Here is an 18,137-nt window from a genome sequence, read left to right on the forward strand (position 1 = left end):
ATGACACCGTACGAGTCGTTCCGCGAGCGCCTGCCGCACCTGGTGTTCGGCGGGGACTACAACCCGGAGCAGTGGCCGCGTCAGGTGTGGCGCGAGGACGTCGCGCTGATGCGCGAGGCGGGGGTGAACCTCGTCAGCGTCGGGGTGTTCTCGTGGTCCTCGCTGGAGCCCGCGGACGGCGACTTCCGGTTCGGCTGGCTGGACGAGGTCATGGACCTGCTCGCCGAGGCGGGGATCGCCGTCGACCTGGCCACGCCCAACGCCTCGCCCCCGCCGTGGCTCGCCGAGGACCACCCCGCCACGCTCATGACGCACCGGGACGGGATGCGCGCGGGAGTCGGCCTGCGCGGCCACTTCTGCCCGACGGCGCCCGCGTACGTCGACCGCAGCCGGCGCCTCGCGCAGCGCCTCGCGGAGCGGTACGGCGGCCACCCGGCGCTGGCGATGTGGCACGTCGGCAACGAGTACCACGCCCAGTGCTTCTGCGACGGCTGCGACGCCGCGTTCGTGACGTGGCTGCGGACCCGGTACGGGAGCCTGGACGCGTTGAACGAGGCGTGGCAGACGGCGGTGTGGAGCCAGGGGTACTCCGCTTGGTCGCAGGTGCACCTCCCGCGGCCGACCCGCTTGGGCACGAACCCGGTGAACCCGGCGCGCGAGCTCGACTTCGCGCGGTTCACCTCCGACACCCAGCTGGACCTGTTCACCGCCGAGCGCGACCTGCTGCGGGCCGTGACGCCGCAGGTCCCGGTCACGACGAACTTCTTCGGGCTGGTCCCGCTGCACGACTACCGCCGCTGGGCCCGCGAGGTCGACGTCGTCGCCTTCGACTCCTACCCGGACCCGGCCCGCGACGGCTCGCACGTGACCGCCGCGTTCCACGGCGACCTGATGCGTTCCCTCGGCGACGGCGCCCCGTGGCTGCTGCTGGAGCAGGCCGCCGGTGCGGTGAGCCAGTGGGAGGTCAACGTGACCAAGCCGCCGGGGCGGATGCGTCTCGACTCGTGGCAGGCGGTGGGTCACGGCGCGGACGCGGTCATGTTCTTCCAGTGGCGCGCGGCCCGGGCCGGCCACGAGCGCTTCCACTCGGCGATGCTCCCGCACGGCGGGACCGCGACGCGCGGCTGGCGCGAGGTGCGGGAGCTGGGGCAGGAGCTCGGCCGTGCCCGGCCGGTCGTCGGCGGGCGGACCGACGCCGAGGTGGCGATCGCCTTCGACTGGGAGAGCTGGTGGGCGTTGCGCGGTCCCGCGCTGCCCGTGAACCGGGACGAGTACCAGGCCACGGTCCTGGAGCACTACACGGCGCTGTGGCGCCGGAACGTCGCGGTGGACGTCGTCTCCCTCGACGACGACCTGACCGGCTACCGCGCCGTCGCCGTCCCGCACCAGTACGTGCTGTCCGACGCGCAGGCCGCCGCCCTCGCGGCGTTCGTGGACGGCGGCGGGCACCTGCTGGTGGGGTGCTTCTCCGGGATCGTCGACGCCCACGACCGCGTCCATCTGCCGGGGTACGCACCCGGCCTGCGACCGGTCGTCGGCGCGCACGTGCGCGACCTGTCCGCGCTGCCCGACGGCGTCACGCTCGGCCTGGACGTCGCGCCCGGCGGTCTGCTCGACGGCGCCCCAGGCGGGGCGTCGGCCGCGCGGTGGCAGGACGACCTCGTGCTCGAGGGCGGCACCGCCGAGGCGACCTACGCCGACGGCGACCTGGCCGGGAGTCCTGCCGTCGTCTCCCACGTGCGGGGCGCCGGCCGGGCCGTCTACCTGGGCACCCGGCTCGACGAGGCCGCCTTGGACCACCTGGTCGGGCGGTTCGTGGACGACGCCGGTGTCCGGCCCGTGGCGGACGCGCCGAACGGGGTCGAGGTGACCGAGAGGGTGGTGTCCGGGCTGCGGTACCGGTTCCTGCTCAACCATGCGGCGGCGGCACGGTCGGTCACGCTCGACGCCGACGGGACCGACCTGCTGACCGGTCGCGGGTTCGGTGCCGGGGACGTGCTGGAGCTGGCTCCTCGCGGGGTCGCCGTGCTGACCCGGCCGCACCCCCACCCCTGACCGCTGTGGGCATGATCGGAGCGCTCAGTGAAGGCCTAGAGCGGCCAGGTCTGCAGCCGCCCGCACATCCCGTAGCGGCGCGGTCCGACGTGGGCGTCCGCCGTCGCGACCGCGCCGTCGCCGAGCGTCACCGCGGACGCGTCCGCCAGCGCCTCCAGCGCCGCGTCCGTCTGACCTGCGGCCTGCACCACCGACGACTCCCAGGTCTCCCGCCAGCCCGCGGTCCGGGGCGCGACCAGCCGGGCCGCGGCGTCGTGCAGCCCGTCCAGGGCGTCCGGACCGTGCTGCTCGACGGCGGTCCGCAGCGCGGCGTAACCCTCCAGCGCCAGGTCCCGGCGATCTCTCGCGGCCGCGGCGACCTCGGCGTCGGTGGCACCGTCGTCGAGCCGCGGCAGCGTGGTCGCGGCCGCGTAGCGCTCGACGTCGGCGAGCACGTCGGGTGGGTAGGTCAGCACGGCGTCCCCGGCCTCCGGCAGCCCCGCGTTGGACATGACGACCAGCACCTCGAGGCCGCCGAGGTTCACCGCGCGGTGGACGACGCCGGGAGTGAACCAGACGATCCGGCCGGGCTCGAGCTCGTGCACCGCAAACCCGTCCGGTCCCACCGTCTCGACGCGACCGCGCCCGCCGAGCGTCACGTACGCCTCGGTGGACGTGGTGTGCAGGTGCGGCGAGCCGCTGCCATGGGGCGCGTCGTCGGCCGGCCAGTCGTAGACCCGCAGGTGGCTGACGGAGGTCCCGCCCGGGAACAGCGGACCCGTCATCGACCGGCGACCGGTTCCACGTGCCCCGCCTCGACCACGCTCTCGCCGGCCAGCACCCGGCGACCCGTCGCCGCCAGCCGCGCCGCGCGGTCGCCGTCCGAGGCGCCGTCCGCCACCACCACGCCGTACTCGAAGGTCAGGGTCTGCCCCGGGGCGAACCCGACCTCCTCGCTGAAGAACGGTGCCGGGCACAGGCACGCGAACGGCACCGACCGCACGAACCACTGCGGGACGCCCCCGGGGTTGGTGCCCGGGTCGACCATGAGGACCGTCGACTCGCGCGAGCCGCCCTCCGGCCCGGGCGCGGCGCCGTCGTGCCGCCCGACGAACCCGAGCCACGGCGCGCGCACCCCGCGGACGTCCTCGGCATCGGCGGGCGCGGCGGACCCGTCGTCGCCCGCCACCAGCACCTGGCCGCCGGTGAACGAGCGCGGACCGCGCCAGAACAGACCCCCGTAGCCGGCGTTCTCCCGGCCGTTCGTGGTCGGGCTGCCCAGGTCGAGCGGGCGGTCCGACACGTTGGTCATGACCGACCGGAACGTCAGCACCCAGGACGTCGCGTCGTCGTCGGGCACCACGACCTGCACCGTGCGCTCCTCGCGCACGACGACGTCACCCGGCGTGCCGTCGTCGGCCGGAGGCGTCCGCCAGGCCAGGTCCTCCACGAAGCCGCACGGCCCCAGCGCCGTGAACTGCTCGTGCTCCATCGATCCGTCGTTGTGCAGGTCGACATACCCGCCCTCGGCGTGCACGTAGTTGGGCCCGCCCCAGAAGTTCCACGGACCCACGTGCGGCAGGGACCAGGCGATGCCCTTGTGCCACACGTGGTCCCACGGCCGGTACTCGCTGACGACCGCACCGCTGCGGGTCCGCAGCGGGTGCAGGTACGGGCGCGGGCTCTCGTAGGGGACATCGGCGGGACGGTAGACATAGGTGAACAGGTCGACCCCGTCGCGCTGCCCTGTCATCGCCGCGCCGTCGGAGTTCAACGTGACCGCCATGTTCATAACCCTTCGCCGGTGTCCTTGACCGGGGGCCACGGTGCCCCCGTACCGCCCATACTGGCGTAGAACGGGTCTCCGGGACAGATCTCCCCGCGGGACACCGGAGATCCCGTGAACGCCGAGCGGTAGATCGCGGCCGCCAGCTCGAGAGATCCGCGGACGTCGGCGATCGCCGCGGGCGGGGCCTCCCCGGCCACCAGCGCCCGGTAGGTGGGCACGAGCTGGCCCAGGTGACCCGACCGGCCCTCATCGACGGCGGTGCCGCGGGTGGCGACGACGTCGTCGGCCCAGAGCCGGGTGACGTCCTCGTGCCCGGGGGCCGGTGTCACCGTCCAGTGCTCGTCGTCGTAGCCGTACAGGTGGTGCAGCTCGACGGTGGCGCGCTCGGTGTCGAACCGTAGCGACGAGGTCTGGCGCGGGGACAGCAGCGAGTTCGTGATGCTGGCCATCGCCCCGGACTGGAGGCGCACCATCGCCATCGAGACGTCCTCGGTGTCGACGTGGCGGGCCAGCCGGCCCGCCATCGCCCGCACCTCGGACCAGTCGCCCAGGATCGACAGCATCAGGTCGAACTGGTGGATGCCGTGCCCCATCGTGGGCCCGCCGCCCTCGGTGTCGAACCGGCCGCGCCACGGCACCTCGAAGTACTCCGGGGGCCGGAACCACATCGTGTCGCAGGTCGCCACGAGCGGACGTCCCAGCGTGCCGTCGGCAAGCATCCGGCGCAGGCGCAGCGCCCCGGGGCCGAACCGGTGCTGCACGATCTGGGTGACCGTCGCGGTCGAGGCGCGCTCGGCCTCGGCCAGGGCGTCGATCTGCTCCAGCGACAGCACGGCCGGCTTCTCGACGACGACGTGCACCCCGGCGGCCAGCGCGGCGCGGGCCTGCTCCAGGTGCAGCGACGGCGGGGTGCAGATGTGCAGGACGTCGACGTCGCCGTCGTCCAGCAGTGCCTGCAGGTCGGTGCCGTGGCGGGGCGCGGAGTGCCGGGTGGCGAACTCCTCCGCGCGCGCGGCGTCGATGTCGACGGCGGCGACGAGCTCGACCTGCTCGAGGCCCGGCTGCTGCGCCAGGGCGTGCACGGCGTCGGCGTGATGGTGGGCGATCGCCCCGGTGCCCAGGATGGCGACCTTCATGGAACTCGCTTTCGTGTGTCAGACGGTGCGGCGGCGGATCTCGACGCCCACCACGGCCAGGACGAGCAGCCCGCCGACGACGATGACCAGCGGAACCAGCATCCACACCAGGACGGCCGTCATCAGGACGGCACCCAGAAGAAGGCCGGACCCGTACAGGTCCTCGGCCGCGAGGTCGCTGCCGCGCGACAGCGCCGACCGTGTGGTGACGGCCCGGACGGGCTCGCCGTCGTCGTCGGACCAGGCGCCGGCGGCCCGCAGCACGACGACGATCGCCACGGCGGCGAAGAGCGCCACGACGATCGCGACGATCTCGCCGCCGGGCAGCACACCCGACGTGGCGAGCTGCCAGTCACCGAGCAGGAGCAGCGCGAGGGCGACGACCGCCAGCCCGAGCGGCCACAGCGACCGGGTCGCGGCGACCCACTCGCGCCAGAAGCGCGAGGACCGGGTGTCACCCCCGACGACGTCACGGCGCAGTGCGGCGACGCCCGCGGCGAGCGACGGCACGAGAGTGACCAGCAGCAGGCTGCCCACCGCGACGTAGACGCCGATCAGCGCCACCTCGCCGAAGAGCTGGACGGTGCGGTAGAAGGAGCTCGGGCCCCCACGGCCGGATGACCGGGGGGCCCGAGCGTCGCGGCGTGCCATGTCAGCCCTTGATGCCCTGCGTGGCGACGCCGTTGATGAGGAAGCGCTGGAACACGACGAAGAAGATCATCACGGGCAGCAGCGCGAGGACGGCCATGGCCATCTGTGCACCGTAGTCCGAGACGGACGTCTGGTCGACGTACTGGCGCAGCGCGATCGGCATCGTGTACAGGGCCGGGTCCTTCAGGTAGAGCAGCGGGCCGAGGAAGTCGTTCCACGACCAGATGAACGTGAAGATCGAGCTGGTCACGATCGCCGGACGCATCAGCGGCAGGATGATACGGAAGAAGATGCGTCCGTGACCGCACCCGTCGATGCGGGCGGCCTCGTCCAGCGACCGCGGGATACCACGGATGAACTGGATCATGAGGAACACGAAGAACGCCTCGGCCGCCAGGAACTTCGGCAGCAGCAGCGGGTAGTACGTGTTCACCATGCCGAGATTGTTGAACAAGATGTACTGCGGGATGATCGTGACGTGGAACGGCAGCAGCAGCGTGCCGATCATGACCGCGAAGAGCGGCCCACGTCCGGGGAAGTCGATCCGGGCGAACGCGTACGCCGCGACCGTCGAGGACAGCACCGTGCCGACGACGGACAGAACCGCCAGCAGCAGCGAGTTGTTGAAGAACGTCCAGAAGGACACTCCGCCGATGCCGCTCAGGGCGGTGGTGTAGTGCTCGGCGGTCCACACGTCGGGGATGAGCTGCGTGTTGCCGATGATGTCGGAGTTCGGCTTCATCGAGGCGAACAGCATCCACGCGGCCGGGTAGAGCACCACGATCGTCGCGCCCACGGCCACCGCATGGAAGATCACCGACTTGACGCGGCGCTTGTTGCGGGCCGCGGCGCGGCGGGCCAGGGCCTCGTGATCGACGGGAGGCGTCTGGGGGGCCGGAGATTCGGTGAGAGTCGTCATCGTTCGTCTCCCGTGTAGTGGACCCATCCCTTGGACGAGCGGAACAGGATCACGGTGATCACCGCGATGACGGAGACCAGGACCCAGGCCATCGCCGAGGCGTAACCCATCTGGAAGTCCTGGAATCCGCGCAGGTACAGGTACAGCGTGTAGAACATGGTCGAGCCCGCCGGACCACCGGTCCCGCCGGAGATGATGTAGGCGGAGCTGAAGACCTGGAAGGCGGCGATCGTCTCGAGGAGCAGGTTGAAGAACAGCACCGGGCTCAGCATCGGGAGCGTGATGTTCCAGAACTTGCGCACCGGGCCGGCGCCGTCGCACTCGGCGGCCTCGTACAGCTCGGCCGGGATCTGCTTCAGGCCGGCCAGGAAGATCACCATCGGGGCACCGAAGCCCCACACCCCGAGCAGGATCAGCATCGGCAGCGAGAACGCCGGGTTACCCACCCAGCCGCCGATGTCGATGCCGACCGACTGCTGGACGCGGTCGACGATGCCGTCGTCGATGAACATCGCCTTCCACACGATGGCGATGGACACCGAGGCGCCGATCAGCGACGGCGCGTAGAAGATCGACCGGTAGGCACCCTGCCCACGGTGCTTCATGTTCAGCAGCATCGCCACGGCGAGCGCCGCACCGAGCTTGATCGGCGTACCGAGCAGGACGTAGCCGGCCGTGACCTGGGCCGACTGGATGAACCGCGGGTCGTTGAACAGGTCGACGAAGTTGTCGAACCCCACCCACTGCGGCGAGGTGAACAGGTCGTAGTCCGTGAACGCCAGGTAGAGCGAGGCGATCATCGGGAAGGCCGTTAGGCCGACGAACCCGATGATCCACGGGGACAGGAACAGGTAGCCCGAGCGGATGTCCTCGCGCTTGTACTTCCTCTTCGCCGGCCGCGGCGAGGGGAGCGGAGTCTCGGCGTCGGTCCGCTGCAGGTGCTGCGCGGGTGCCGGCTGCCCGGGTACGGCGACTGGTGCGCCGGGATCGATTGAAGCCATGGGGGGAACCTCCGGTGCGTGCGGCCCCGCGATGCCTCACGGGGCCGCACGCTACGTGGGGAGCGTCAGGACTGGCCGACGGCGTCGTTGGCGAAGGCGAACCACTGCTCGACGAACTCGTCGACCGTGATGTTGCCGTAGCCGAGCTCCTCGGCCAGGCGCATCCACTCGGCCTCGATGGAACCGAAGCCCTCGACCGGCAGCGGTGCCGACTCGGTGACGTCCGCGGCGACGGACTCCTCGTACTCGAGCACGGTGGCGTCGACCGATCCCTCCTCGACGTTCATGGCGTCACGCTGGGCGGCCACGGCGGGCACGCCCTTCGAGGTACCGAAGATCTCGCCGACCTGCGGGTCGTTGACCAGGAAGCTGATCAGCTCGGCAGCCTCCTCCGGGTGCTCGGAGTTGGCGCTCGACGAGAGCAGCATCGACGGCTTCCAGAACTGCTGCGGGCCGTTGTCGCCCGACGGCATCGGCAGCATGTGGATGTTCTCGGTGCCGGAGTCGGAGATGTAGCCGGCCAGGAAGTTGTCCCAGCTCGCCTCCGCCGCGGCCTCGTTCGAGGTGAACCCGCCCAGCGGAGCGAGTTGCACGGCGCGCTCGGTCGGGTAGAGCTGACCGGCCTCGCGCAGCTCGGAGGCCAGGTTGAGGAACTCGGTGACGGCGGCCTCGTCGAAGTTGAGCTGGCCGTCCTCGGTGAAGGGCTGCTCACCCTGCTGCAGGTACCACTGCAGGAAGAACCAGAAGGTGCCGGTGTAGTCACCCGAGCCGTAGATGGCCGGGTCCTCGCCGGCGCCGGCCTCGGAGGCCTCGGCGATGAAGGCGTTGAAGTCGTCCCAGGTGTACCCCGGCTCGAGCGGGTCGACGCCGATCGTGTCGAGCACGTCCTGGTTGTAGAACAGCGCGAGCGTGTTCTGCGAGGTCGGGATGCCGTACTGCGCGCCCTCGATGGTGCCGGAGGACAGCAGCGCCTCCTCGAACCCGGAGGTGTCGATCTGGCTGCCGGTGTACTCGGACAGGTCGGCGAGCTGGCCGGTCCCGCCGTACTGGCGCAGGTAGGACAGGTCCATCTGGAACACGTCGGGCAGCGACTGGCCGGCCGCCTCCGTGTTGCGGGCCGTCCAGTAGTTCTCCCAGTCCTGGAACTGGGTCTGGACGGTGATGCCGGGGTTCGCCTCCTCGAAGAGGTCGATCGACTCCTCGTACCGGGCGGCACGGTCGTCGTTGCCCCACCAGGCGACGGTCAGGGTGACGTCGCCACCCTCCTCGCCACCCTCGGCGGAGTCGTCGCCGCCGCCGCTGCACGCGGTCAGCACGAGAGCGACAGCAGCGGTCGCGGCAGCCGCACCTGCGGCCTTGCGCGTGATCCTCATCGGAGCCTCCTTGCTCGGTCTGTCGACGGAGGTGCCCCCTGTGGCAGCCTCAGGTGTCGTCGACTTGAAACGATACAATACAGGTCTCCGGTGAGCGGTCAAGCCCCCTTGGAAAGCGCTTCATCACGATCCGGCAACATCGCTGCTCACGGCACCCTCGGACCCGGGTGGCGGCTGTGAGCGTTCACAACGGTCAGAGACTACGTGAGCCGCGTCATACCCGGGCGCCGTCGAGGTCGCCACCGCCCACCGCATCGATACCGGTTCGTGACCTCCCGGGCGCATTCACAGTCGCCGGGGCACCCCGGGTATCCCCCGAGTGCCCCGCCACGCTGCCCCGCTGCCGCACCCGGACCGGCACCAAGACATCGCGAGGTCGTACCTCCCGTCGCGCGGTCGTACTCCCCGGGTACGACCGCGCGACGGGAGGTACGACCTCGCGGCGGGGGGTGTCGGCGGCGGGGGGTGTCGGCGGCGGGCGGGTCGGCGGAGGTCAGCGGGGGTATCGGCCGGGGTGTCGGCGGGCGGGTCGGCGGGGGTGTCGGCGGCAGGCACCGCCGGCTGACCAGAAGTCATCCGGCGACGGCCCACACCGGGGAGCGTCAGCCGGCGGCCGGCACCCCCGCCAGCTCAGCGACCTCCGCAGCGACGGCGTCGAGCAGGGCCGGATCCATCCCGACGCCCTTCGGCAGCAGTCCCGGCAGGGCGGTCAGGGCACGAGCGACGTCGGCCGGCGCCGCGGCCTCCGCCGACCCGCCGCCCACCGTGGCCACGACCCGCTGCAGCTCGTCCCCGCGCGGGTCGTCGACGGCGCGCCCGGCCACCGCCTCCCGGCGCACGACCTCGGACCAGCATGCCAGGGCGTACGCGGCACCATGCGGCACCGATCCCGCCGCCAGCCGCTCGGCGATCGTGTCACCCCAGCGGTACGGGATCTTCTGGGTGCCGTCCATCGACACCTGCAGCGTGGTGTGTCCCGTCGCCGGGTTGGCGAACCTCTCGAGCAGCGACTCCCCGTACGCGTCGAGGTCGGCGCCGTCGGGCGGCGTGAGCGTCGGCAGCGCGTCGTCGAACAGCAGCCGGCGGGCGCGCGCGCGGATCGCCGGGTCCTCGACGGCCTCGGCCATCGTCACGTGACCGGCCAACCGGCCCGCATAGGCCAGCAGCGAGTGGGTGCCGTTGAGCAGCCGGAGCTTGGCACGCTCCCACACGGACACGTCGTCGGTGAGCGTCGCACCCGCCTGCTCCCAGGCCGGTCGGGGTCCGGCGAACCGGTCCTCGATCACCCACTGGGAGAACGGCTCTCCGACGACGAGCCCTTCGTCCCGCACGCCCAGCTCGCCTTCGACGGCGTCGCGCTGCTCCGGTGTCGTGGCCGGGACGATGCGGTCCACCATCGAACAGGGGAACGTGACGTGCGCGTCGAGCCAGGCCCGCAGCGCGGTGTCCTGCGGCAGCGCCGCGTCCAGCGCGGACCGCACCAGACCCTCCAGGACGTGGCCGTTGTCGACCATGTTGTCGCAGGTCAGAACCGTCAACGGCAACGCTTCACCCGCCTCGCAGGCGGCCCGGTACCGGGCCGCGAGCCCGCGCACGAGGACCCCGATCGCACTGCCTGCGGCGACCGTCTCGCCGGGAGCCCCGGTCCCCTGCTCGGCCGCGAGCGCGTCGAGGTCCGGGCGCACCCGGTCGAGGTCGAGCTCGCCGGAGCCGGTACGGCAGTAGCCCTTCTCCGTGACGGTGAGGGTGACCAGGTGCGTGGTCGGCGCCGCGATCGTCGCGAGGACGCGCTCCGTCTCCTCGGCCGGCCAGGCGACGTCGAGCACGGCTCCGACCAGGTCCACCGAGCTGTCCCGGGCCCCGGCGGTGAGCACCGAGTAGACGCCGCCCTGCGGCCGGAGCTGGTCCCGGACCGACGCCGAGCGCTGGGTCACCCCGAGGATCCCCCACCGGCGGTCTCCCGTGGCCCGTGCGGCCTGCTCGGTGTAGACGGCCTGGTGCGCCCGGTGGAACGCACCGATGCCGAGATGGACGATCCCGACGGACTCCGGGGTGACGGGCGCGTCGACGCTCGTGGGCAGATGGTCGCGGTGCAGGCGGTCGGTCACGGGGTTCCTCCAGGGACGAGCGTCTCGGTCGGGGCGGCGGTCGCGGCCGCCGCGGGAGCAGGGGTGGGCGGCGCGGTGGACGAGCGCACGACCAGGTCGACGTCCAGCGGCGCCGCGGTGACGCCGTCGTCGGCCACGAGCAGGTCGACGGCGGCACGACCCATGGCGCGCAGGTCGACCCGCAGCGTGGTGAGCGCGGGAGTGACGAGCGAGGCGACGTAGGAGTCGTCGCAGCCGACGACGGACAGGTCGCCGGGCACGTCGAGCCCGCGGGCGCGCAACCGCCCGACGAGACCGACGGCGACGAGGTCGTTGAAGGTGATGACGGCGGTCGCACCGCTGGCGACGACGAGGTCCGCGGCGGCCTGCCCGCCCTCGACCTGCGGGCGGAAGGCACCCAGCGCGACCACGTCGACGTCGTCGTACGCGGCGGCGGCGAGGCCGGCACGACGACGGCGGTCGCTCCACGAGCTCTCCGGCCCGCCGACGTAGGCGATCCGGCGGTGACCGAGGGCACGCAGGTGCTCCAGCGCGCGTCGCATGCCCGCCGCGTGGTCGGTCTCGACGGCGGGGACGCCGTCGGCCTCGTGATTGACCAGCACGACGGGCCGCTCGCCCAGCACGGCGAGCGCCCGGTCGACGGCGCGCGGCGAGCAGAGCACGACCCCGTCGGTCTGCGGGGCGAGCGAGGTCAGGACCTCGGCCTCGAGGTCGGGGTTCTCCTCGGTGTCCACGACGAACAACCCGGCGCCGCGCTCGCGGGCGCGCGCCTGGGCTCCCTTGGCGACCGCCGCGAAGTAGGGGTTGGCGAGGTCCGGGACGACGAGCCCGTAGGCGCCGGTCCGGCCGGCCCGCAGCACCGACGCGGCGCGGTTGGGACGGTAGCCGAGCTCGTCGGCGGCGGCACGCACCCGTTCTCGCGTGTGCGGGGCGACACGGTCGGGCGCAGCCAGGGCGCGCGAGACCGTCGAGATGGAGACGCCGGCCGCGCGGGCGACGTCGTGCACCGTGACCATTGCACTCCACCTTTGGGAACGTTTGCAGGATGACGCAAGCCAAGCCTAACGCCTCGATCGGGTGGCGCTCTCTCACCGCGTGACACTATGCTGCAAACGTTGTCATCCACACCACGACGAGGAGGCCGCGGTGAGCGAGCCCTGGACCCTGCACCCCGACCGGGCACTGCCGGCCGACCCGACCACCCGGGAGATCGCCCGCGAGATCTACGGCGCCACCCGGAGCCTGCCGATCGTCTCCATGCACGGGCACGTCCCCGTCGAGTGGTTCGCTCAGGACTCCTCGTTCGGGGACCCCGCACAGCTCTTCGTGGTCCCCGACCACTACCTGACCCGCATGCTCGTCTCCCAGGGCGAGACCCTGCCGCGGCTCGGCGTCGGGTCCACGCCCGACGAGGCGGTGGAGACCGACCCGCGCGAGATCTGGCGCCGGTTCTGCGCCGGATGGAAGCACTTCCGAGGGACCCCGACCCGCTACTGGCTCGAGCACGCGTTCGTCGAGATCTTCGGCGTCACCGCCAAGCCGTCCGCCGAGACCGCCGACGCGATCTACGACCAGGTCGCCGCACGGATCGCCGACCCGGCCTTCCGGCCGCGCGCGCTGCTCGACACGTTCGACATCGAGGTCATCGCCACCACCGACCCCGCCTGGGCGTCGCTGGAGGACCACACCCGCCTCGCCAAGGACGGCTTCGGCGAACGCGTCCTGCCGACCTTCCGTCCCGACCCGCTGCTGCACGTCGACCGCGACACCTGGCGGGACGAGATCGCCCTGCTCGCCCGCGCCGCGGACGTCGACGTCGACTCCTACGCGAGCTACCTCGAGGCGCTGCGCGTCCAGCGACGGCGCTTCGTCGAAGCGGGTGCCCGCGCCACCGACCACGGACACCTGTGGGCGGACACCACACCCCTGGACGACGGCGAGGCCCGGCGGATCTTCGACGCCGCGCTGGCGGGCACGGTCACCGCGGCCGAGGCCCAGGCGTTCAGCGGCCACATGCTGTTCGAGATGGCGCGCATGTCGACCGAGGACGGGCTCGTCATGCAGCTGCACCCGGGCGTGCTGCGCAACCACGCGTCGGCGCCGTTCGCCGCGTTCGGGCCCGACAAGGGGTACGACATCCCCGCGGTCACCGAGTTCACGCGGTCGCTGCAGCCCGTGCTCGACGCGTTCGGCCACGACCCGGACTTCCGGTTCATCGTGTTCACCGTCGACGAGGACGTCTACTCCCGCGAGCTCGCCCCGCTGGCCGGCGTGTACCCGGCGATGAAGCTCGGTGCGCCGTGGTGGTTCCTCGACGCTCCCGACGCGATGCGCCGGTTCCGCGAGGCGGCCACGGAGACGGCCGGGTTCTCCAACATGAGCGGGTTCGTGGACGACACCCGGGCGTTCTGCTCCATCCCGGCCCGGCACGACCTCGCGCGCCGCATCGACGCGGGCTACCTGGCCCGCCTGGTGGCCGAGCACCGCCTGGAGCTCGACGAGGCCGTCGAGGTCGCCGGCGACCTCGCCTACCGGTCGGCGCTGGAGTCCTACCCGAAGCCGTAGCACCGCCATCGTTCTGCCGACGTCGGTAGTTCGTCGTGGGATCGGCAGTTCGGACTGCCGACCTCGGGGCGAACTACCGACGTCGGCAGAACGGGCGGAGGGCTCAGTCCGACTCGACGAAGCGCTGGCGCACCTCGGCCAGCACGGGACGGTCCGCCCGCAGCACCACGGCGACCCACAGCACGCCGAGCAGGGCGAGCAGCGCCGGCGACATCAGCCACCCCACGGCTGCCGCCACGATGATCGCGACCAGCACCACCAGCGTCGACCGCGGCAGCCTCCCGAGGAAGTACAGGCCGAGCTTGGCCGTGTCCCGACCGCGGAACGTGAAGAACGACGCGATCACCGTGGCCTGGACCAGCCAGAGCAGCACGAGCACGGCAGCGCCGATCGCGAAGCCGACCACCCACGCCGGCGCCCGGCCCGCGGCGTCGACGATCGTGAAGGTCAGCACCGCGAGCAGGAGCAGCCCGGGGACCCAGAGCTTCAGGACGTCGGCGACGTTCAGCCGGTATCCCCGACCGAACGCCGCGACCGGGCCGAGACCGTCGTCGCGGGCCTTGTCGCCCAGCGCCCACGACGCCGCGGCGAACGCCGGGCCGACGAAGACCAGCCCCAGCACGGACAGCGCCGCCGCGGCCGCACCGGTCCCGAGGAACCCGGCCAGGAGCACGCTGGGCGACACGGTGAGCGCGAGGAGCACCCCGACGACGAGCAGCCGTACGGCGGGCGCGGTGTCGTCGGGATGCGCGGCGGGACGGTCTGGTGTGGTCACGGGGCCCACCGTACCGACGTCGCGGCCCCACCTACCGCGAGGGAAGGCGACGTCCCCGCGAGGTGGGCCAACCCAACGCGAGGTAGGCGAACGGCCGACGACGTCGCGCGGCCGGGTCGCCTACCTCGCGGGAAGGTTGCCTACCTCAGCGCTGGACGCGGGCGCTGCCGCCCGAGGCGAGCTTGGCGACCTCGGCCAGCGAGGCGGTCGTCGTGTCGCCGGGCGTCGTCATGGCCAGGGCGCCGTGCGCGGCACCGTACTCCACGGCCTCCTGCAGCGAGCCGAGCTCCATGAGCCCGTAGGCCAGCCCCGAGGCGAACGAGTCGCCGCCGCCGACGCGGTCGTAGATCTCGAGGTCGGCACGGTGGGTGGCCTCGACGAAGCCCTCCTCGCGCGACCACGCGATGGCGCCCCAGTCGTTCACCGACGCGGACTTCACGCCGCGCAGGGTGGTGGCGATGACCTGGAAGTTGGGGTACTCGGCCGCGGCGGTCTTGATCATGGTCCGGAAGGCGGCGGTGTCCAGGTCGGTGAGGTCCTCGTCGACGCCCTCGACCTCGAACCCGAGGGAGGCGGTGAAGTCCTCCTCGTTGCCGATCATGACGTCGACGTGCTGGGCGAGGCGGCGGTTGACCTCTCGGGCGCGCTCGACGCCGCCGATGCCCTTCCACAGGGAGGGCCGGTAGTTGAGGTCGTAGGAGACGACGACGCCGTGGCGACGGGCGGCGGACATCGCGGCCTCGGCGACCTCGGCGGCGGACTCGGACAGCGCGGCGAAGATGCCGCCGGTGTGCAGCCACCGCACGCCGGAGGAGAACAACGCGTCCCAGTCGACGTCGTCGGGCCGCATCTGGGAGATGGCGGTGTGCCCGCGGTCGCTGGTGCCGATCGCGCCGCGGACGCCGAAGCCACGCTCGGTGAAGTTCAGACCGTTGCGCACCTCGCGGCCGATGCCGTCGTAGTCGCGCCACTGCACCCACGAGGTGTCGAGGCCGCCGGTGAGCATGCAGTCCTCGACGAGCCGGCCGACCTCGTTGTCCGCGAGCGCGGTGACGATGGCGCCGCGGAGACCGAAGCAGCGGCGCAGCCCGCGGGCGACGTTGTACTCGCCGCCGCCCTCCCAGACGTCGAAGGTGCGGGTGGTGCGCACGCGGCGGTCGCGCGGGTCGAACCGCAGCATGACCTCGCCGAGGGCGACGACGTCGTAGCGGGACTCGGCGGCGGGGCGGGTGGTCAGGGAGGCGTTGGCCATGTCAGCTCTCCTTGGTGAGGTCGACGGCTTCGGTGGTGCGGCGGGTGATCTCGGCCCAGTCGCCGGCGTCGACGAGGCCCTTGGCGACCATCCAGGAGCCGCCGACGGCGAGCACAGGCTTGAGGGCGAGGTAGTCGGGCAGGTTGTCGGCGCTGACGCCGCCGGTGGGCACGAACCGCACGCCGGGGAACGGCGCGGCGAGGGCCTTGAGGGCGGCGGGTCCGCCGACGACGGAGGCGGGGAAGAGCTTGACGGTCTCGACGCCGAGGTCGAGCGCGGTCATGACGTCGGTGGCGGTGGCGACGCCGGGCAGCACGGGCACGCCGTGCTCCTGGGCGCGTTCGACGACGGCGCGGGAGAGGCCGGGCGAGACGATGTAGCGGGCTCCGGCGCCGACGACGTCGTCGACCTGCGCGGCGGTGGTGACGGTGCCGGCGCCGACGACGACGTCGGGCCGTTCGGCGGCGACGGCGCGGATGGCGTCGAGGCCGCCGGCGGTGCGCAGGGTGATCTCGGCGACGGGCAGGCCGCCGGCGATCAGGGCGTCGGCGAGCCCGAGGCCCTGATCGGCGCCGTCGACGACGACGACGGGTACGAGCCGGTGCTGCGCCAGGGTGTCCAGGACGGTGGGGGATGACACGCTCACTCCGTTTCGCTATGGTGAACGCCTGTTGTTCACCGCGAAACGCACTCTACAGGACGGACCCCGTGGATCCCAGCCCCCTCGGCAGCGTCGACAAGGCCCTGCTCACGCTCGACGCCCTCGGGCACGCCGGTGCCACCGGCGCCTCGCTCGCCGAGCTCGCCGCCGAGGTCGGCGCCAACAAGTCGACCCTGCACCGCACCCTCGCGGCCCTGCGCCACCGCGGGTACGCCGAGCAGACCGACGACGGCGTCTACCGGCTCGGCCCCGCGATCCTCGCCCTGGGCAGCAGCTACCTCGCCGAGGAGAACCTGCCCGCCCTGCTGCGCCCCGCCCTCGAGGCGCTGCGCTCCGAGGTCGACGAGCTCGTCCACCTCGGCGTGCTCGCCGGCCGCGAGGTCGTCTACCTCGACAAGATCGAACCGCAGCGCCCCGTGCGCGTGTGGTCCGCCGTCGGACGGCGACGCCCCGCCTCCACCACCGCGCTCGGCCGGGCCCTGCTGGCCGCCGGGCCGCTCCGGTCCGACGACGGCACGGACGTACCGCACGAGGCGTTCGCCGCGTACCTGGTCGAGACCACCACCGCCGACCGGCTCCGCGAGGCGCTCGCCGCGGCGCACCGCACCGGGATCGCCACCGAGACCGAGGAGAACGAGCCGGGCATCGCGTGCGCCGCCGTCGCTGTGCTGCGTGCCGGACGCCCCGTCGCCGCCGTGTCCATCACGGCACCCGTCGAACGGATGACCGGCCCCGCCCACGACGCCCGGACCACGGCCCTGACCGAGGTGCTCCCCCGGCACCTGCCGCCGGGCCTCACGGTCGCCCGACCCACGGCCCGCTGAAGCGCCCCACCCGGCGCGACCCACCGCCGTCGGGCAGCATGACGGGTATGCCACGCACCCCGCTCGACATCCTGTTCCTCGGCGGCTCCGGCGTCATCAGCTCCGCCTCCGTGCGGCGCGCCGTCGCCCAGGGCCACCGCGTCACCGTGCTCAACCGCGGGCACTCCACCCACCGCGAGCTGCCCGACGACGTCGAACGGCTCACCGCCGACGTCACCGACGACGCCGCCGTGGACGCCGTGCTCGCCGGACGCGACTTCGACGTCGTCGCCCAGTTCCGCGCCTTCTCCCCCGACCACGTCGCCCGCGACGTCGCCCGCTTCACCGGCCGCACGGGCCAGTACGTGTTCATCTCCTCGGCGTCGGCCTACCAGACGCCGCCCGCACGCGTGCCCGTCACCGAGGCCACGCCGCTGCGCAACCCCTACTGGCAGTACTCCCGCGACAAGATCGCCGGCGAGGACCTGCTGGTGCGCGCCCACCGCGAGAACGCCTTCCCCGCCACGATCGTGCGACCCAGCCACACCTACGACCACACCCTGATCCCCACCATCGGGCAGTGGACCGACGTCGCGCGGATGCGCGCCGGCCAGCCCGTCGTCGTGCACGGTGACGGCACCACGCAGTGGACCCTGACCCACACCGACGACTTCGCCGTCGGGTTCGTCGGCCTCCTCGGCCACCCGCTCGCCATCGGCGACGCGTTCCAGATCATGGGCACCCACGCGCCCACCTGGGACCAGATCTACACCTGGCTCGGAGCCGCGGCCGGCGTGCCCGACCCCGAGATCGTGCACGTCGCCTCCGACACCGTCGCCCGGGTCCTGCCCGCCGTCGGCGACGGCCTGCTCGGCGACAAGGCGCACTCCATGGTGTTCGACTGCGCACGCCTGCAGGCGCTCGTGCCCGAGTTCGCCACCACCGTCACCTACGACGACGCCGCCCACGCGCAGATCGCCTGGTACGACGCGCACCCCGACCAGCAGTCCCGCGACGTCGCGTGGGACGAGGCGTCCGACCGGCTCGTCGAGCACGCGCGGTCGGTGTGA

Annotated in this window: 16 protein-coding genes; 4 read left to right on the forward strand and 12 right to left on the reverse strand. The window is 72.6% G+C overall.

Annotated features, from left to right (window positions below):
• On the forward strand, positions 1 to 2,055 hold the full coding sequence (locus tag HDG68_RS10745) for a beta-galactosidase (RefSeq protein ID WP_172151948.1): 2,055 nt from the start codon (positions 1 to 3) through the stop codon (positions 2,053 to 2,055).
• Between the two features lie 35 nt (positions 2,056 to 2,090).
• Here HDG68_RS10745 and HDG68_RS10750 read toward each other — a convergent pair whose 3' ends face one another.
• The 9 genes from HDG68_RS10750 to HDG68_RS10790 form a co-directional block, all read right to left on the reverse strand.
• Positions 2,091 to 2,819, reverse strand: a complete 729-nt coding sequence (locus tag HDG68_RS10750) for a cupin domain-containing protein (protein ID WP_172151951.1) — start codon at positions 2,817 to 2,819, stop codon at positions 2,091 to 2,093.
• Complete coding sequence (locus HDG68_RS10755; protein ID WP_172151953.1) at positions 2,816 to 3,820, reverse strand: DUF6807 domain-containing protein; 1,005 nt, start codon at positions 3,818 to 3,820, stop codon at positions 2,816 to 2,818. The genes HDG68_RS10750 and HDG68_RS10755 overlap by 4 nt, the downstream gene beginning before the upstream one ends.
• 2 nt (positions 3,821 to 3,822) lie before the next feature.
• Complete coding sequence (locus tag HDG68_RS10760) at positions 3,823 to 4,959, reverse strand: Gfo/Idh/MocA family protein (RefSeq protein WP_172151956.1); 1,137 nt, start codon at positions 4,957 to 4,959, stop codon at positions 3,823 to 3,825.
• Positions 4,960 to 4,977: 18 nt separating this feature from the next.
• Positions 4,978 to 5,610: a Poxvirus protein I5 gene (locus HDG68_RS10765; RefSeq protein WP_172151958.1), complete on the reverse strand. Its 633-nt coding sequence runs from the start codon at positions 5,608 to 5,610 to the stop codon at positions 4,978 to 4,980.
• Position 5,611: 1 nt separating this feature from the next.
• Positions 5,612 to 6,529: a carbohydrate ABC transporter permease gene (locus HDG68_RS10770; RefSeq protein ID WP_172151960.1), complete on the reverse strand. Its 918-nt coding sequence runs from the start codon at positions 6,527 to 6,529 to the stop codon at positions 5,612 to 5,614.
• Positions 6,526 to 7,530, reverse strand: coding sequence for a carbohydrate ABC transporter permease (locus HDG68_RS10775; RefSeq protein ID WP_172151961.1), 1,005 nt, complete (start codon positions 7,528 to 7,530; stop codon positions 6,526 to 6,528). The genes HDG68_RS10770 and HDG68_RS10775 overlap by 4 nt, the downstream gene beginning before the upstream one ends.
• Positions 7,531 to 7,595: 65 nt before the next feature.
• A complete protein-coding gene (locus tag HDG68_RS10780; protein WP_172151962.1) occupies positions 7,596 to 8,903 on the reverse strand; it encodes an ABC transporter substrate-binding protein in 1,308 nt (435 codons plus the stop codon).
• A gap of 602 nt (positions 8,904 to 9,505) precedes the next feature.
• A complete protein-coding gene (locus tag HDG68_RS10785) occupies positions 9,506 to 11,011 on the reverse strand; it encodes a mannitol dehydrogenase family protein (RefSeq protein WP_172151963.1) in 1,506 nt (501 codons plus the stop codon).
• Entirely contained in the window at positions 11,008 to 12,027 is a 1,020-nt protein-coding gene (locus HDG68_RS10790) for a LacI family DNA-binding transcriptional regulator (protein ID WP_172151964.1), read from the reverse strand. Before HDG68_RS10790 ends, HDG68_RS10785 begins: the two co-directional genes overlap by 4 nt.
• Before the next feature lie 130 nt (positions 12,028 to 12,157).
• Here HDG68_RS10790 and uxaC point away from each other — a divergent pair, with 130 nt between their 5' ends.
• Positions 12,158 to 13,576 (forward strand): glucuronate isomerase, encoded by a 1,419-nt coding sequence (uxaC, locus tag HDG68_RS10795; protein ID WP_172151965.1) that lies wholly within the window; start codon positions 12,158 to 12,160, stop codon positions 13,574 to 13,576.
• 103 nt (positions 13,577 to 13,679) lie between these two features.
• Here the strand turns inward: uxaC and HDG68_RS10800 are convergent, their stop codons facing one another.
• The 3 genes from HDG68_RS10800 to eda all read right to left on the reverse strand — a co-directional run bounded on the left by HDG68_RS10800 (position 13,680) and on the right by eda (position 16,243).
• On the reverse strand, positions 13,680 to 14,351 hold the full coding sequence (locus HDG68_RS10800; protein WP_172151966.1) for a glycosyltransferase: 672 nt from the start codon (positions 14,349 to 14,351) through the stop codon (positions 13,680 to 13,682).
• A 145-nt stretch (positions 14,352 to 14,496) separates the two neighbouring features.
• Entirely contained in the window at positions 14,497 to 15,603 is a 1,107-nt protein-coding gene (locus tag HDG68_RS10805) for a sugar kinase (protein WP_172151967.1), read from the reverse strand.
• A 1-nt stretch (position 15,604) separates the two neighbouring features.
• Positions 15,605 to 16,243, reverse strand: coding sequence for a bifunctional 4-hydroxy-2-oxoglutarate aldolase/2-dehydro-3-deoxy-phosphogluconate aldolase (eda, locus tag HDG68_RS10810; RefSeq protein ID WP_172151969.1), 639 nt, complete (start codon positions 16,241 to 16,243; stop codon positions 15,605 to 15,607).
• Between the two features lie 68 nt (positions 16,244 to 16,311).
• On the opposite strand from eda, the gene HDG68_RS10815 reads away from it, so the two are divergent.
• Together HDG68_RS10815 and HDG68_RS10820 are read left to right on the forward strand one after the other, a co-directional pair.
• Complete coding sequence (locus HDG68_RS10815; RefSeq protein WP_343037536.1) at positions 16,312 to 17,088, forward strand: IclR family transcriptional regulator; 777 nt, start codon at positions 16,312 to 16,314, stop codon at positions 17,086 to 17,088.
• A gap of 47 nt (positions 17,089 to 17,135) precedes the next feature.
• The gene (locus HDG68_RS10820) at positions 17,136 to 18,137 is read left to right on the forward strand and encodes an NAD-dependent epimerase/dehydratase family protein (protein ID WP_425483761.1); all 1,002 of its coding nucleotides are present in this window, start codon (positions 17,136 to 17,138) and stop codon (positions 18,135 to 18,137) included.

Source organism: Isoptericola chiayiensis, assembly GCF_013149805.1.
Classification (GTDB): Bacteria; Actinomycetota; Actinomycetes; order Actinomycetales; family Cellulomonadaceae; genus Isoptericola; species Isoptericola chiayiensis.

What these genes read in the sequence shown, in the direction of transcription:
- HDG68_RS10780 (WP_172151962.1), bottom strand. Translation starts at nt 8,903, where the DNA reads ATGAGGATCACGCGCAAGGCCGCAGGTGCGGCTGCCGCGACCGCTGCT.
- HDG68_RS10745 (WP_172151948.1), top strand. Translation starts at nt 1, where the DNA reads ATGACACCGTACGAGTCGTTCCGCGAGCGCCTGCCGCACCTGGTGTTC.
- HDG68_RS10765 (WP_172151958.1), bottom strand. Translation starts at nt 5,610, where the DNA reads ATGGCACGCCGCGACGCTCGGGCCCCCCGGTCATCCGGCCGTGGGGGC.
- HDG68_RS10820 (WP_425483761.1), top strand. Translation starts at nt 17,136, where the DNA reads ATGCCACGCACCCCGCTCGACATCCTGTTCCTCGGCGGCTCCGGCGTC.
- HDG68_RS10755 (WP_172151953.1), bottom strand. Translation starts at nt 3,820, where the DNA reads ATGGCGGTCACGTTGAACTCCGACGGCGCGGCGATGACAGGGCAGCGC.
- HDG68_RS10790 (WP_172151964.1), bottom strand. Translation starts at nt 12,027, where the DNA reads ATGGTCACGGTGCACGACGTCGCCCGCGCGGCCGGCGTCTCCATCTCG.
- HDG68_RS10805 (WP_172151967.1), bottom strand. Translation starts at nt 15,603, where the DNA reads ATGGCCAACGCCTCCCTGACCACCCGCCCCGCCGCCGAGTCCCGCTAC.
- HDG68_RS10750 (WP_172151951.1), bottom strand. Translation starts at nt 2,819, where the DNA reads ATGACGGGTCCGCTGTTCCCGGGCGGGACCTCCGTCAGCCACCTGCGG.
- HDG68_RS10770 (WP_172151960.1), bottom strand. Translation starts at nt 6,529, where the DNA reads ATGACGACTCTCACCGAATCTCCGGCCCCCCAGACGCCTCCCGTCGAT.
- HDG68_RS10760 (WP_172151956.1), bottom strand. Translation starts at nt 4,959, where the DNA reads ATGAAGGTCGCCATCCTGGGCACCGGGGCGATCGCCCACCATCACGCC.
- HDG68_RS10775 (WP_172151961.1), bottom strand. Translation starts at nt 7,530, where the DNA reads ATGGCTTCAATCGATCCCGGCGCACCAGTCGCCGTACCCGGGCAGCCG.